This is a genomic window from Streptomyces sp. NPDC005791 (genome assembly GCF_042871485.1).
In the GTDB taxonomy this organism is placed as follows: domain Bacteria; phylum Actinomycetota; class Actinomycetes; order Streptomycetales; family Streptomycetaceae; genus Streptomyces.
The window spans coordinates 99975-115163 of sequence record NZ_JBIAIP010000018.1; the positions used below are offsets into that span (position 1 = coordinate 99975).

The 15189-nt window shown below is 70.9% G+C and carries 12 protein-coding genes and 1 riboswitch; of the genes, 6 read left to right on the plus strand and 6 right to left on the minus strand.

The features are described 5' to 3' along the window. Positions 1–9: 9 nt before the first annotated feature. Entirely contained in the window at positions 10–720 is a 711-nt protein-coding gene (locus ACFYSH_RS29425) for a DUF5995 family protein (protein WP_359475619.1), read from the minus strand. Between ACFYSH_RS29425 and ACFYSH_RS29430 the strand changes: the two genes are divergently transcribed. After that, positions 719–1171 (plus strand): glycoside hydrolase family 6 protein, encoded by a 453-nt coding sequence (locus tag ACFYSH_RS29430; protein WP_388756399.1) that lies wholly within the window; start codon positions 719–721, stop codon positions 1169–1171. The two genes, ACFYSH_RS29425 and ACFYSH_RS29430, sit on opposite strands and share 2 nt — an antisense overlap. On the opposite strand, the gene ACFYSH_RS29435 is transcribed toward ACFYSH_RS29430, so the two are convergent. From ACFYSH_RS29435 to ACFYSH_RS29445, 3 genes are all read right to left on the minus strand, one after another. Next, positions 1115–1693, minus strand: coding sequence for a DNA starvation/stationary phase protection protein (locus tag ACFYSH_RS29435; RefSeq protein ID WP_359475622.1), 579 nt, complete (start codon positions 1691–1693; stop codon positions 1115–1117). The genes ACFYSH_RS29430 and ACFYSH_RS29435 overlap by 57 nt on opposite strands. A gap of 254 nt (positions 1694–1947) precedes the next feature. Next, a complete protein-coding gene (locus ACFYSH_RS29440) occupies positions 1948–2664 on the minus strand; it encodes an alpha/beta hydrolase (RefSeq protein WP_359475625.1) in 717 nt (238 codons plus the stop codon). A gap of 39 nt (positions 2665–2703) precedes the next feature. Beyond that, positions 2704–3675, minus strand: a complete 972-nt coding sequence (locus tag ACFYSH_RS29445) for an alpha/beta hydrolase (protein WP_359475628.1) — start codon at positions 3673–3675, stop codon at positions 2704–2706. Between the two features lie 709 nt (positions 3676–4384). On the opposite strand from ACFYSH_RS29445, the gene ACFYSH_RS29450 reads away from it, so the two are divergent. The 4 genes from ACFYSH_RS29450 to ACFYSH_RS29465 all read left to right on the plus strand — a co-directional run bounded on the left by ACFYSH_RS29450 (position 4385) and on the right by ACFYSH_RS29465 (position 10498). Next, positions 4385–7129, plus strand: a complete 2745-nt coding sequence (locus ACFYSH_RS29450) for an AAA family ATPase (RefSeq protein WP_388756404.1) — start codon at positions 4385–4387, stop codon at positions 7127–7129. 126 nt (positions 7130–7255) lie between these two features. Continuing rightward, positions 7256–7948 carry an alpha/beta hydrolase gene (locus ACFYSH_RS29455; RefSeq protein WP_388756407.1) on the plus strand — a complete coding sequence of 231 codons (693 nt, stop codon included), beginning with the start codon at positions 7256–7258 and terminating at the stop codon, positions 7946–7948. Between the two features lie 141 nt (positions 7949–8089). Further along, complete coding sequence (locus ACFYSH_RS29460; protein ID WP_388756410.1) at positions 8090–9343, plus strand: extracellular solute-binding protein; 1254 nt, start codon at positions 8090–8092, stop codon at positions 9341–9343. Between the two features lie 141 nt (positions 9344–9484). After that, entirely contained in the window at positions 9485–10498 is a 1014-nt protein-coding gene (locus ACFYSH_RS29465) for a helix-turn-helix domain-containing protein (RefSeq protein ID WP_388756412.1), read from the plus strand. Between the two features lie 38 nt (positions 10499–10536). On the opposite strand, the gene ACFYSH_RS29470 is transcribed toward ACFYSH_RS29465, so the two are convergent. Next, positions 10537–11913, minus strand: a complete 1377-nt coding sequence (locus ACFYSH_RS29470) for a solute carrier family 23 protein (RefSeq protein WP_359475642.1) — start codon at positions 11911–11913, stop codon at positions 10537–10539. Between the two features lie 292 nt (positions 11914–12205). Further along, positions 12206–13435: an MFS transporter gene (locus ACFYSH_RS29475; protein WP_388756416.1), complete on the minus strand. Its 1230-nt coding sequence runs from the start codon at positions 13433–13435 to the stop codon at positions 12206–12208. 165 nt (positions 13436–13600) lie between these two features. Between ACFYSH_RS29475 and ACFYSH_RS29480 the strand changes: the two genes are divergently transcribed. Beyond that, positions 13601–14803, plus strand: coding sequence for an ROK family transcriptional regulator (locus tag ACFYSH_RS29480; RefSeq protein ID WP_359475648.1), 1203 nt, complete (start codon positions 13601–13603; stop codon positions 14801–14803). 99 nt (positions 14804–14902) lie between these two features. Beyond that, positions 14903–15033, plus strand: a riboswitch (FMN riboswitch). The last annotated feature ends 156 nt before the right edge of the window (positions 15034–15189 follow it).

Sequence of the window (15189 nt, forward strand, 5' to 3'; positions counted from 1 at the left end):
CCGGTCGTCTCAGCGGCAGGGAGTGAGCAGGAAGCGCCCCACCAGCCCGGCCCCGGCATCCATCCGCGCCCTGAACTCCTCGGCCAGAGGAGGCACTCCGCGTAGTCCCCACAGCACCCGGGCCGCCGACCATGACGCCTCACGGGCCCGCTCCAGGCTCCAGGCCCCCGCCAGATGGGTGAGCGGATCCGCGATCTTCAGCAGATCGGGACCCGGCATCAGACCGTCGCGGATCTGCTCCTCCAGCATCACGAGGAGGTCGCCCACCCGGTCGAACTCCTCCTCCAGGTCAGCCGGAGCGCAGCCGAGCGTACGGCAGGTGTCCACCACGGCCAGAGCGAGATCGTGCCCGATGTGCGCGTTGATACCGGCGAGTGCGAACTGCATCGGGTGTACGCCCGGATGGTGCCGGTACTGGAACAGGGGACGCCAGCAGTCGGGCGGGCGGCCTCCCGAGACGGCGGTGTCGACCGCCGTCAGATAACGCTCCGCGAAACGCACATCCAGTGCGGACGCGGCCTCCCGGTCCCTGAAGGCGCCGTCGGTGATGTGCCGGGCGATGGCCTCGGTGACCGTCAGATACACCTGGTTGAAGACCGCCAGCCCGTCCCCGGGAGGCCAGTCGGAGCGGAACGCGCGCATCCGTTCGATCACCGCGCCGACGTCGGTCCCCGTGCCGGCCGCGCCGGGCGGAAGTGCGAACTGCTCGATCCGGTCCATGGGGGCAGCGTCCCAGCCCCAGGCTCGCCACGGCGCCGACGGGCCGGAGGCTTCATCGGATCGGACGAACACCGGGCGCCGGGGCACTCCGGCCGGCACACCGCCGCGAAACAGGCCGCGCCGGCGTCGGTCGTCGTGGCGGACGGTGCGGGTGCTCGCCGCGCTCGGCGGCCCGCCCGGCCCGGGCGCCGTCATCGACACCAGCCGCAACGGCAACTGGGCGCCGAAGGCCGGCCAGTGGTGCGATCCGTCGGGCCGGGCGCTCGGCAGGGCCCCGACGACGGACACGGGCAGGCATGACCGGGATCGACGTGCACCTGTGGGCGAAGCTGCCCGGGGAGTCAGTACAGGCCTCATGGCCGGCCGGGACGGTGGGACCGGCGTCGTCGCCGGATCAGGAGCGGACGAGCGGCGTGTCGACCAGGTGCTCGGCCAGGAACCAGGCCTGTAGTTCACCGGTCCTGATCACCTGCGAGACCAGCAGGTCATTGGTGCCGTCGTCGCCCAGTTCGGCGGTGCGTGCGGCGGCGTCATGGCTCTCGACCAGGATGGTCTCGTGGGCCTCCAGCAGCCGCGACAGCATCGCCGGCACCTCCTCCACACCGTCCGGGGGCCGGGGGATCGACGTGATTTCCGCGACGTGCCGGGAATCCCCCACCGCGACGCCGCCCAGGGACTGCACGCGTTCGGCGATGGTGTCCACGAGTTCCAGTTGCTCGCCCGCGTGCTTGTCCAGCACGAGGTGCAGCTGGTAGAAGGTCGCGCCGCGCATCAGCCAGTGATGCTTCTTGTAGAGGCCGTGGAGGATCTGTGTGTCCGCCAGGACCTTGTTCAGGCGCTGGCAGGAGTACATGCGGGCCTCGTACGACAGACCGAGCGGGAACTGCTTGACGGTCCCGAAGTCCTGGATCACCTCGCCCTTCTGGTGCAGCCACGGCTGGCTGCCGCTGACGTGGTGGGAGCTGGTGGTCATGATCCGCCTCCTGTGGTGCCGTGCTGTGTGTACCCGAGTGACGCTAGACGGCGCGGTGCGTCCGCCTTGCTCCGCAGCGCACGCGGTGGAGGCCGCCAGTGCACGGCGTCGTCGCCCGCCACGGGCGTACGCTCCAGGACCGGTATCCGTGCGCCGGCGGACCCATGCCGTTCTCCAGGTCTCCCCAAGCGAAAGCCGCACGGACACCCCTCAGGGGGTGTCCGTGCGGCTACGCGTGACCGGCTACGGCCGCATCAGGCGGTCGCGCGCACCGCGTCACGGATGAGTTCGGCGACCTCCCCGGGCCGGGAGACGGCGACGGCATGGGAGGCGCCGTCGAGCTCCACCACCGTCGCTCCGGCCCGCTTCGCGCCGAACCGTTCCACCTCCGGGTTGATCGCTTCGTCCGCACCGGCCACGAGAGCCCAGGACGGCTTGGTCGCCCACGCGGCGGCCGAAGCCGTCTCCGTGAACGTGGAGGCGGCCAGCGGACGCTGTGCCGCCGCCAGGACCCTGGTGACGGCGGCCGGTACGTCCGCGGCGAATACGGCCGGGAACGCCTCGGTGGCGATGGTGACCTCGACCGCGGGCTCGGCACCGTCGCCCGGGTACGTCATTTCCTTGAGGTTGCTGACCAGAGGCGAGAGCGGGAAACGCCCCTGCAACTCGCCGAGACTCTCACCCTCCTCGGGGATGTAGGCCGCGATGTAGACGAGACCGACGACGTTCTCCGTGGTGCCGGCCACGGAGATGACGGCACCGCCGTAGGAGTGTCCGACCAGGACGACGGGGCCGTCGATCTGGGAGGCCACCGAGGCGATGTACGCGGCATCGGAGGCCAGGCCCCGCAGCGGGTTGGGCGGTGCCACCACGGGGATGCCTTGGTTCTGCAGCTCCGCTATGACGCCGGACCAGCTGCCGGCGTCGGCGAAGGCGCCGTGGACGAGCAGGGCGGTCGGGGTGGTGACCATGTTCTGTACTCCTCGGAGAAGACGAGCCGGGGCGCCGCGTCAGCGGTCGTGCAGCGCGGCGCGGAGCACGGTGACGGCCTGGTCGATGGCCGCCTCGGCGGCGTGGGTCCCACGCAGGGCGTTGAGCATGACGAAGTCGTGGATGACGCCCTGGTAGCGGACGGAAGTGACGGGCACCCCCGCCTGGCGGAGCTTGTTGGCGTATGCCTCGCCCTCGTCGCGCAGGACGTCGGCCTCGCCGGTGATGACCAGCGCCGGCGGCAGGCCGGTGAGCTGCTCGGTGGTGGCGCGCAGCGGAGAGGCGGTGATCTCCGCGCGCTGCTTCTCGTCGGTGGTGTACTGGTCCCAGAACCACTGCATGCCGTCGCGGCGCAGGAAGTAGCCTTCGGCGAACTGGTGGTAGGAGTTCGTGTCGAAGCTCGCGTCGGTGACCGGGTAGAACAGCACCTGCTGGACCAGCGGGATGCCGCCGCGCTCCTTGGCCATGAGAGTCAGGGCGGCGGTCATGTTGCCGCCGACGGAGTCCCCGGCCACAGCCAGCCGCGAAGCGTCCAGGCCCTTGGACACGCCCTGCTGGACGATCCACTGCGCGACCGCGTAGTTCTGCTCGATGGCCACGGGGTAGCGGGCTTCGGGGGAGAGGTCGTACTCGGGGAAGACCACGGCCGCTTCCGCGCCGGTGGCCAGCTCCCGGACCAGCCGGTCATGGGTGTGGGCATTGCCGAAGACCCAGCCGGCGCCGTGGATGTAGAGGATCACCGGCAGCACGCCCTCGGCGCCGGCCGGCTTGACGATCCGGGCCCGGACGCTGCCCGTCGGGCCGCCCGGGACGGTGATCCATTCCTCGTCGACATCGGGCTGGGCGATGTCGCCGGACTGTACGTCGTCGACGGCCTTGCGGCCCTCCGCCGGGGGCAGATCGAAGAGGTAGGGCGGATTGGCGGTCGCCTCGGCGAACGCGGCCGCGGCCGGCTCCAGGACCGGCTGAACCGGCTCGACGGTGTGGGACATACGAACTCCTGAGACTGGTGTGCGTGCCGGTGAGTCCGGCCAGGCGGTCTCCTACGGACGCGAAGGTCCGAGGGCCGTTTCCGACCACGCTAGAAGTGCGAGGCCGTCTGTCGTTGCACACCTGTGCACCGACTCTGACCTCACCGTGCACGGAGGGCGGCGCGGTGCACCGTCGGACAGGATGCGGTCCGCTGACCGGAAGCCGGACCCCGGTAACCGGCGCGCAGGGCCTGCCGGGCCGGCCTGCGGCGGAGGTCGCTCCCCAGGTCCTCGTGACGTTCGCCGCGGCCTCGTGCCCGACCACGCCCGCGGCCGTGCCGTCGGCCCGGGTGACGAGAGAGTTGCCCACGGGCACGGCGCCCCGCATTCGGCGTCCTGCTGCGCCGACGCCCTGACCTGGCCTGTCGTCCAGGTGCACGCAGAGAACGCACGCAGAGAACAGTTAGAGTGCACCGAGGGACAAACGTCCGCCTGCGCATGGCCTCCCCGCAGCCGCTTCGCAGTCACCGTGCCGACGACGTGAGTCGTCCCCCGTGCCCTGGCCGACGCGGCGACGACGGCCACCGGCCCCGTGACGGTTGCCCCCGTACGGACTTCGGTGACACAGGACCGGATGACGGGAGGCCGCGGCCCGCCGAAAGGCGACGCCACCCGTCGGCACGGGCGGAGACCGGCTTCGCCGGGCGAGAGTGGACGGGACGGTTCGTACATGGCTGGAACAGGCGGCCCGCTGTCCCGTGACGGTCTGCGCGGCCGAGAGGCCGAGCTCGGAGAGCTCGAGGCGCTGATCGCCTCCGTGGCCCGCACCGGCAGCGGCGGGATGGCCCTCGTCCGGGGCGAACCGGGCATCGGCAAGACCACGCTGCTCGCCGAAGCCGTCTCCCACGCGAGGGCAGCGGGATATTCCGTCGGCGTCGGCAAGGCCGACGAGCTCCATCACATCGTGCCGTTGTCGTCGTTGGCGGCCTGTGTCCTGCACGGCGAGCAGCCACTGCTGTCCGGCGCTGCCTTCGCCGATCTCGCCCGCAACCACGATCAACGGATCTGGCTGGTGGAACGCCTGGCGGAGGTGATCGAAGCCAGAGCGGGCAGCGTGCCGGTACTGATCGGTCTGGACGACGTGCAATGGGCCGACTCGCTGAGCCGATTCGCCCTGCAGCAGCTTCCGACCCGCTTGCGGACCTCGCCGGTGTTGTGGGTGCTGGCCGGGCGGCGTGAGCCGACCGGCCCGGCGGAGGAGATCGCCGCCGCCGCGGAGGGCAACCTTCCGACGGTTACCGTGTCCTTGGGGCCCCTGTCAGGCACGGCCATCGCTCAACTGGCCGGCGACGCACTCGGGGCAGCGGTCGACGAGCGGGTACGGGACCTGCTCGACGGAGCGGGCGGAAACCCGTTTCTGGCGGTCGAGATGCTGGCGGGCCTGCGCACCTCCCGTGCCTCGGACGATCCAGTGCCCCCGGGGCTTGTGGTGGGCGTGCGCGGCAGACTCAGGTCCCTGGAGCCCGACACCCTGCGTTTCCTCCAGATGGGCGCGGTGCTGGGACGCAGGTTCGGCTTCCACGAGGCCGCCGCGCTCCACGGCAGACCGGCCACCACACTGATCGCGGCACTCGAGGAAGCGGTGCGCGCCGGGCTCCTGGACGACGACGGTGATCACCTGGTGTTCCGTCATGATCTGCTCCGGCAGGCGGTCTACGCCGACATCCTGCCGTCGGCCCGGAAGGCCCTCCACCGAGAGGCCGCTCGCAGTCTCGTCGCCGCGGGGCACCAGCCGATCGACGCGGTGCCGCACATCCTCAGGGGAGCCCTGCCCGGGGACGAGGAAGCCGTGGCGCTGCTGCAGCGCGCGGCTGACGACGTACTGCCGGTCACGCCGGACCTCGCGGCCGACCTGATGACGCGCGCCCTCGCCCTGGTGCCGTCAGGTCGGCCGCTGAGGTTCACAGTGGGTGAGCAGACGGTCCTCTGCCTCGCCCGTGCCGGCAGGAACCGGGAGGCGTTGTCGACGGGTGACGGGCTGCTGGCCGGCCGGCCACCGCTGGAGGCGTTCAGCCGGCTGCAGGCCACTCTCGGCGGGACGCTGTGGAACATGGACCTCCCCGGCGAACTGCGCCGCCGGGCCGAAGCCGCCCTTGCGATGGGATGCGCCGCCCCGGAGATCGCGGCGAGGCTGGCCGCCCTGCGCAGCCTGGCCTTGTCCCGGGACCACGATCTGGCCGCGGCGCGTGAGGCCGGCGAGACCGCGTTGCGCGCCGCCACCGCGAGCGGTGACCGGGAGGCGCACGTCATGGCCCTGTCCGGGCTCGGTGAGATCGCGCAGAACGCGGGCGAGAACACGGTCGCGCTGAAGCGCTTTGCCGCGCTGAGCGCCATCGACCCCGCCTTCCTGCCCGAAGAGATCGTCGCGCACCTGCACACGGACGACTTCGAGGCCGCCGAACGGCTGCTCCTGCACGCGACGGAAGCCGGGGCGACGCGTCAGGCGATGATGCTGTGGGCCCAGGGCCAGCACGATCTGGGGCGCGGCCGGCTGGATGACGCCGATGCCGATTTCGTGACCATGGAACGCCTGGAGGACGAAGTGCGGATCCCCGTCCAGCAGGTGAACGGTCGCGTCATCCGCTCCCGGATCGCCCTGCTGCGCGGCGACCGCGAAGCCGCGCGGGAGCATCTGGACGCGGCACGGGAGAGGCTGGCGGCCAGACCGAACCCGGGCAACACAGCCGCGACACGCTTCCTGGAAGCGGTCCATGCCGAGGCTGACGGGAACATCGCTCTTTCCGTCTCCAAGCTTCGGCAGGTGCAGCAGGAAGGATCCTTCATGCGCTGGCGGCTCCTGCGCGACTGGGTCGATTCCGCGATACGCATCGCCCTGAGCGGAGCGGATCACGAGCTCGCCGAGGACCTGGCCGAACAGGCCGGAGCCCACGCCGGACGTAACCCCGCCGTGCCGACCGCCACGGGCATCGCGGCGCAGGCCCTCGGGCTCGTGAACGACGATTCCGCCATGCTCGAACACTCCGCGGAACTGCTCAGCACCTGCCCTCGCCCGCTGGTCCGGGCAGCCGCGTCCGCAGATCTCGGACGGGCGCTCCTGACGGCAGGCCGGCAGCAGCAGGCAGTGGCCGCACTGACGTACGCCCGTGACACGTTCGCCGAGTCGGGCGCCTGCGCCGCAGCGGCACGCGTCCAGCGCGCCTTGAGGGGCACGGGGGTCGACAGCCGCAGGGCAGCGACCGTGCAACGCCCCGTGCAGGGGTGGGGAGCCCTCACGGTTTCGGAGAAGAAGATCGCGCGCCTCATCGCCCAGGGCCACACCAACCGGTCGGCCGCCGACCTCCTCGTCGTCTCCCCGCACACGGTCAACACCCACCTGACGTCCGCCTTCCGCAAGTTGTCGATCAACTCCCGGGTGCAGCTCGCCAACCTGGTCATGGCCCTGCCCGACAGCTGAGAGGAGCCGTTGGTACATTCACGCGATGCCGCGCCGTACCGGGACGCGCTTGGCTGGAACATTCCCATCCGGTCGGAGGTCACCGGTATGTACGGATCCAGCCCCCCAACGCCGACCATCGTGCTCGTGCACGGTGCGTTCACGGATGCCTCGTCATGGGCGGAGGTCATCACTCTTCTTCACGCCGACGGACTGACCGTGCGCGCCCCGGCTAACCCGCTGCGCGGTCTGGCGCAGGACGCCGCCTACCTCAGGAGCACGGTGAGCGACATCGACGGGCCCGTCGTTCTGGTCGGCCACGACTACGGTGGCGCGGTCATCACACAAGCCGCCGCCGACGCCGACGACATCGTCGCCCTGTGCTACGTCGCGGCGTTCGGCCTCGACGCGGGCGAGTGCGTCCTGGACATCATGAACCGCTTCGCTCCGGCGCCGGTGACCGACGCGACCTTCACCGCCGCTCTGCCCACTCGGACTCCCGGCGGCGCGGACGGTGAGCTGTACATCCGCGAGGACCTGTTCCCGCAGATCTACGCCGCCGACCTGCCGCCCGGCGTGAAGGAGGTGCTGTCCGTGGCGCAGCGTCCGATCGCCTGCAACGCGCTGACCGGTCGGTCGGGCCCGCCGGCGTGGGCCTCCACGCCCTCCTGGTACGCCATCGCGACCGCCGACCGGATGCTCAACCCCACCGCTCAACGCTTCATGGCACTGCGCATGGCGGCCACCGAGCACGTGTTGGACGGCTCACACGCCGTCGTGCTGTCACAACCCGGCGCCGTGGCCGCGATGATCCGGGAAGCCGCCGAGCAGGGGCAATGACCACAGCGGCTTCGTGAGACGGGAACCGCCGTCGCGTTCCGCACGGACGTACCGGTTCGGACTACCCTGACGGCCCTGGAGTCCGCCGCCCTCGCGACACCGGCCCGGGCCCACGGACAGTCACTCGACGAAGGCACTCGCATGATCTCACCGGCTGGACGGATGGCGCGGCGCGTCGCCGCCCGCTTGACCGTGACCATGGCATTGACCGTGGCCGCCACCGGGTGCGTCGACGGAACCGGTGCCGGGTCCGTCACGGGCGAGGCCACCTCCATCACCGTGCTCGACTACTACACCCAGGAATCCGAGCACACCCAGTGGAACGAGGTGCTCAGCGCGTGCGGCAGGACCGCCGGCGTCGAGGTCGAGCACACGAGCGTCCCGCCGGCGTCCCTCATCCCGAGGGTCCTGCGGCAGGCCTCGTCGCGGACCCTTCCCGACCTGCTGATGCTGGACAACGCCGATCTGCAGCAGATCGCACAGACCGGCGCGCTGACCCCGCTGCAGCAGTACGGCATCGGCACCGGCGGCTACACCAAGGGCATCCTGTCGGCGGGCACGTACGAGGGAGAGGTGTACGGACTGGCCCCCTACGTCAGCACGGTCGCTCTCTTCTACAACAAGGACATGCTCGCCGAGGCCGGTGTCGCCGTACCGAGGACCTGGGACGAACTGAAGGAGGCGGCTGCCGGGCTCACCCGCCACGGTCGCTACGGGATGGCGCTCGACGCGAGCGCCACTTCTGAGAGCAGCTGGCAGTTCCTGCCCTTCCTGTGGTCCAACGGCGGGAACGAGAAGCAGTTGGACACTCCGCAGGCCGCACAGGCACTTCAGCTGTGGGTCGACCTGGTGAAGAACGGATCCATGTCGAAGTCGGCGCTGAACTGGACGCAGGCGGACGTCCACGACCAGTTCGCCGCCGGCCGGACGGCCATGATGCTCAACGGCCCCTGGCGGATCTCCGCCCTGGAGAAGGACAAGAACCTGCACTGGGGAGTGGCCACCGTCCCTGTTCCCCGTACGGGCCAGACCCCGGTCACGCCTCTCGGCGGTGAGGTGTGGACGGTGCCGCAGAGCCCTTCCGCGGACCGGCAGAAGAAAGCCGCTGAGGTCCTCGCCTGCCTGACCACCGCATCGAACATGCTCACCCTGGCCGAGCAGCATTTCACCGTGCCGTCCCGCACCGCGGTTGCCGCGCGGTATGCCGAACAGGACCCTGCGATGGCCGTCTTCGTGCGGAGCGTGGAAGGGGCCCGCGTGCGCACCGGCGAGCTCGGCGTCAGATGGCCCAGGGCGGCGACCGGGATCCACACCGCCATCCAGTCCGCACTTACGGGGGAGCAGACCGCGGAAGAAGCCCTCAGAGATGCGCAGCGGATCGCGAGCAGTGACTGAGGGGCCCCTCGTCTCCCGGACGGGCCGGGCGGGCACCGGACGGGACAGGTCCACTGATCTAGCGGGTTCACGCGATGTGCCGACCCGAGGCCGGCTGGCACGGTGTCGTAGAAGACACCCACCAGTCGAAAGGTCAAGATCATGGCGCCGGAAGTCCAGGAGGGAAGCGCCTCCGGCAGCTTCCACACCACCGATGCGCTGCCGGCCCGCCACAGACGGGCCCACTGGCGCGAAACCCTGTCCCGGACTTTCGGCGCCGTGGACATAACCGTCCCCGACGAGGTGCACTCCGGCACGATCCGCGCGACGCCGCTCGGCCGGCTCCAGGCGATCAGCGTGGACGGCGACGGCCTGTCCGCCCTGCGAACGCGCCGACTTGTCGCGCAGGACGGCCGGCGCGACCATGTGGTGGTCAAACTGCTGGACCGAGGAGTCGCCCACCTGAGGCAGGACGGCCGTGAAGCACTCCTCGAGCCCGGCGACATCTTCGTCTACGACATGGCGCGTCCCCTCCAATTGGATCTGCCCCAGCCCTTCCGGACCAAGTCCCTGGTCCTGCCGAGAGACGTTCTGGGCCTGAGCGAGTCCGACCTGGCTCACGTGACCGCCTGCCCGCTCGGCCCCGACACACCTCTCGGCGGTCTGCTCGCGCCCTTCCTCTCCGGGCTCGTGGACGGCGCCGGAAACTGTCCGCCGCGCACCGGCGAGTTGATGGCCCGCAACGTCGTGGACCTGGTCGGTGCGCTGGCCGACGAACTCCTCGGCCGGGCGAGCGAGGACACGCCCGGTGGGAACCGGGCACTGCTGCTGCGGATCCAGGCGTACATCGACCGTCATCTCGCGGATCCCGATCTCACCCCGCAGGCCATTGCCCGGGCCCATCACATATCCCTGCGGTACCTGCACAAGCTGTTCGAGAGCGAGGACGCCACGGTCGGCCGGTGGGTCCAACGCCGCCGCCTCGAGGAGTGCCGACGCGACCTGACGTTCCACGGGACCGCCACGATCGCCGCGGTGGCACACCGATGGGGTTTCATCAGTGCCGCACATTTCAGCCGGGTGTTCCGGGCCGCCTACGGGATGGCCCCCCGTGAGTGGCGCGACACGCAGGAGACGGCTCCGCGGACCCGGTCCGGACGGCTCGTCGACGCCTGAAAGCGATGAGCCGGCTCACCCGGCGGAAACGCCGGGGATCAGGATGTGCCTCGGTCGTACCCCGGGTTGCCCGATTCGGTGAGCGGCGGCTCGTCCCTCATGTGGGCAGGTGCCAGCGCACGAAGAGCGTGGTAGCCGACGACGACGATCAGCGTCCCCAGCGCGATGCCGCTGAGCTCGAAGTTGTCGGTGAGGGTCAGGCTGACGTTGCCGATTCCCACGATGAGTCCCGCGGCCACGGGTACGAGGTGGAGCGGGTTGGACAGGTCGACGCGGGAGCGGACCCAGATCTGGGCGCCGAGCAGGCCGATCATGCCGTAGAGGATGACGGTGATTCCGCCGAGGACCCCGCCGGGGATGGCGGCCACGACGGCACCGAACTTGGGGCAGAGCCCGAACAGGATCGCGAAGCCGGCGGCGCACCAGTAGGCGGCGGTGGAGTAGACGCGGGTGGCGGCCATGACGCCGATGTTCTCGGCGTACGTGGTCGTGGCAGGGCCGCCGACGGACGTCGACAGCATGGTCGCCGCACCGTCGGCCATGACCGCTGTGCCGAGTTTGTCGTCCAGCGGGTCGCCGGTCATCTCACCCACGGCCTTGACGTGCCCGGCGTTCTCGGCGATGAGCGCGATGACGACGGGCAGGGCGACCAGAACCGCGGAGAGGGAGAAGCTCGGGGCGTGGAAGGTGGGAAAGCCGATCCAGTCGGCCTTGGCCACCCCGGAGAGGTCGAGGCGCCAGTGGTCGACCGATTCGGTGCCTCCGGCGGGGGAGTGGATCTTGCCGAGGACGCGGTCGAAGACCCAGGAGATCAGGTAGCCGAAAGCGAGGCCGAGGAAGATCGCGATACGGGACCAGAAGCCACGCAGCACGACGAGGGCGAAGCCCGTGAAGAGCATGGTGAGCAGCGCGGTCCACTGATCCTGGGGCCAGTAGGTGCCGGCGGTGACGGGAGCCAGGTTGAACCCGATGAGCATGACCACCGCGCCGGTGACCACGGGCGGCAGGACGGCGTGGATGATGCGGGCGCCCAGAGCACGGACGACCGCCCCGCACAGGAAGAGGACCGCGCCGACGACCAGCAGCGCCCCGGTGAGGGTCGCCGCGTCGCCGCCCTGGGTGTTGATGACGGCGGCCACACCGATGAACGACAGGCTGCTGCCGAGATAGCTGGGGATGCGGCCACGGGTGATGAGCAGGAAGAGGATGGTGGCCACACCGGATGCCATGACGGCGAGGTTGGCGTCCAGCCCCATCAGGATCGGGGCCACGAAACAGGCCCCGATCATCGAGACCACATGCTGCGCACCGAGGCCGGCGGTGCGGCCCCAGGTGAGCCGCTCGTCCGGTCGTACGACCTCGCCCGGTGCGAGGCTCTTGCCGTCGCCGTGCAGCTTCCAGCCGAAGCCCGCCATGGTCTTGCTCCTCGATGTGTTGCTGGGGTGGTCCTGAGGCCGGCCGACGGGGTCGGGCAGCTTCGATCAATGGCGGAGCACTGGGTTCAGAGGCACGACGACAGGGCCGGCCGTGGGTGAACACCCGCCTGGCGCACCCTCTGTCCTGGGTCCACCCGCGGAAAAGATCAGAGCCATGGTAGTGCTGCGGGCCGGTGACCTCGCGCTCGACCCCACCGCCGACGGAACCTGCCGTTCCGTCGGCGTCCGTCCGTCCCCGTCCGTGTCCCCGGCCCGCGACACCGCCGGGCCGTCAGCCGCCCGTCGGGGTACCGGTCGCCGTCGGCTGCGCGACGCCGCCTTCCGTGACTTTGCGGTCGCTGCCCCGCAGCACTCCCGCCCCCAGCACCAGCCCGAACGCCAGCGCCGTCACCAGGCCGAAGGACACCAGAAGCGAGGTCGCCTCGGCCAGCGAGCCGATCGCCGACGGTGCGATGAGTCCGGAGGTGTACGTGATGGTGGCGACGCCGGCGATGGCCCGGCTCGGGTCGTCCCCGCTGCGCCCCGCCGCGGCGAAGGCGAGCGGGACGGTCACCGCCACGCCGAGTCCGAGCAGGCCGAAGCCGCACAGGGCCAGTGCCGTGTTCGGGGCGAGGACCACCAGCAGGCCGCCCACGGTGGCCAGCACTCCACTCACCCGCACCGTCGGTACGGCGCCGAAACGGTCCACCACCCGGTCTCCCGCGAGCCGTGCGATCGCCATCGTCAGCGCGAACGCCGTGGTCGAGGCCGCGGCGACCCCGGCCGAACTGCCCAGGTGCTCCTTGAGGTAGACCGCCGACCAGTCCAGACTGGCGCCCTCGGCGAAGACCGCGCAGAACCCGACAGCGCCGATCACCAGGGCGGACTTCGGCGGCAGGGTGAAGCGCGGAGGCGGCTCCTCGTCCGGCCGGCTGCGCAGGTCCAGTACGCCCTGGCAGGCGATCAGACCGAGCACCGTGAGGACGAGGGCGGCCGCCGTGTGGTGCAGCCGGGCGTCGGCCCCGATGTGCGCGGCGACCGTACCGGCCGTCGAACCGATCAGGGCGCCCACGCTCCACATGCCGTGCAGCCCGGACATGATGGATCTGTCGAGGCGGTTCTCCACCTCCACACCCAGCGCGTTCATCGCCACGTCGGACATCCCGGCGGACGCCCCGTACACGAAGAGCGCCGCGCAGAGGGTGTACAGGTTCGGTGCGAGGGCCGGCAGGATCAGTGCGAGGGTCCAGAGCGCGAGCAGTGCGCGCAGAGCGGTCCGCGCGCCGAAGCGGTGACTGACCCGGCCTGCGAGCGGCATCGCCAGGGAGGCGCCGATGGCCGGGAAGGCAAGGGCGAGGCCGAGTTCTCCGGCGCTGACGGAGGCGTGGTCCTGGATCCAGGGGACCCGGGTCGCGAAGCTCCCGGTCACCGCCCCGTGCACGGTGAAGACCGCCATGATCGCGTACCTGCCACGCCTGACCTGTTCCGTGCCGAAGGCCGTGACCGCGGGAACCGATGTCATACGCCGTGCCCTCCTCTGAGACGTCGTCCGCCCGCCGGTCTCTCCGGCCTCGTCGCCACGGTCCTCCGGGCATACGGCTGCGGTGCGGGCAGTAAACTATCAGGAACCCTGCCTGATAAATAGCCCGTAAGGTTCCGCACGGCAGTGATCTGGAAGGATCCCGGCATGCCCGCATCTCCGAGCACCGCCCGGGTCATCAACGACCGGCTCGCCCTGCGTCTGCTCCAGCAGGACGGCCCGTTGACGGCCAGTCAGCTGAAGACCCTGACCGGTCTGTCCCGGCCCACCGTCGCCGACCTGGTGGAGCGCCTGCAGGAGGCCGGACTGGTCCAGGTCGTCGGGGAGAGCGGCTCACAGCGACGCGGCCCCAACGCGCGGCTGTACGGAATCGTCGCCGACCGCGCGCACCTGGCCGCCCTCGACGTGCGTACGGACAGTGTCGCCGTGGCCGTCGCGGACCTGCTCGGTGTCACGCTGGCCGAGGCCACCCTGCCCATCGGCAGCGACACCGGGACCCGGCCCGCCGTCGAACGGGCCGTGGCGACGCTGGAACGCACCGCCCGCACGGCGGGCACCGCCCCGCTGCACAGTGTCGGGATCGGTGCTCCCGGCCTCATCGACCCGGTCACCGGTGAGCTCAGGGACAGCGCCGGGCTCCCCGCCTGGCACAGGGGTCTGGTCAAGGAGCTCCAGCAGCGGCTGTCCGCCACCGTCCTCGTGGAGAACGAGACCAATCTCGCCGCCGTGGCCGAACACCGTGTCGGGGCGGCCCGGGACCGCGACACCTTCGTGCTGCTCTGGCTCGGGCACGGGATCGGCGCCGCCGTCATGCTGGACGGGAAGCTGCGCCGCGGCGCGTCCGGGGGAGCCGGGGAGATCGGCTTCCTTCCGGTGCCCGGCACCGCAGGAGTTCCGTCGGCGGTCAACTGCGACGGAGGCTTCCACTCCCTGGTGGGTTCGGCAGCCGTCTGCGAGCTGGCCGCTGAACACGGCATCAGCACGTGGGGCGGTCCCGAGGCCGAGGGAGCGCAGGAGCAGGACCCCGCCGCGGCGTTCGCCGTCCGGGCCGCGCTGCAGGCCGGTGACACCGCGGGGGAAGCCTTCCTGGAAGCGCTCGCCGGCCGTCTCGCGCTCGGGGCGGCCTCCGTCGTCTCGGTGCTCGATCCCGGCTGCCTCGTCCTGGCCGGTGAGGTCGGCCGCGCGGGAGGCGGTGCGCTCGCGGCGCGGGTGGAGGAGCGGCTCGCCAGGATGTCACCGCTGCGTACCGAGGTCAGGGCGGGGACGCTGGGCGGCGGCGCGGTCCTGCGCGGCGGGCTGTTCGCCGCCCGGGACGCCGCCCAGGACGCCCTCTTCGCCCCGGCGCGGTGACGCTCCGAGGAGGGTCCGATGTCTCTCTGTGACCCGTTCCACAGACGGCGCCCGGATGGACCACTGCGGACCGTGGCAGAATGAGTTCTGTACCAGCAGCAGCGCACTCCGGGGTCGGTGTAATTCCGAACCGGCGGTTATAGTCCGCGACCCGTCCGCATCCAGCGGCCGGTTGACCAGGTGAGATTCCTGGACCGACGGTGAAAGTCCGGATGGGAGGCAGTGCGCGGCGGGTTGTCACAGGTACGCCGCCGTCGGCGGACGTGGGTTTTCCGGGATGCTCCGGAGCGCCTCGTCCGTGCAACCGGTTTTCGGCGTTCCCCTGTTGCCGTCCGCTTCATCTGTCGTCATCGACAGGCCCCGGAGTCCGTGCCCGAAGAGGCAGG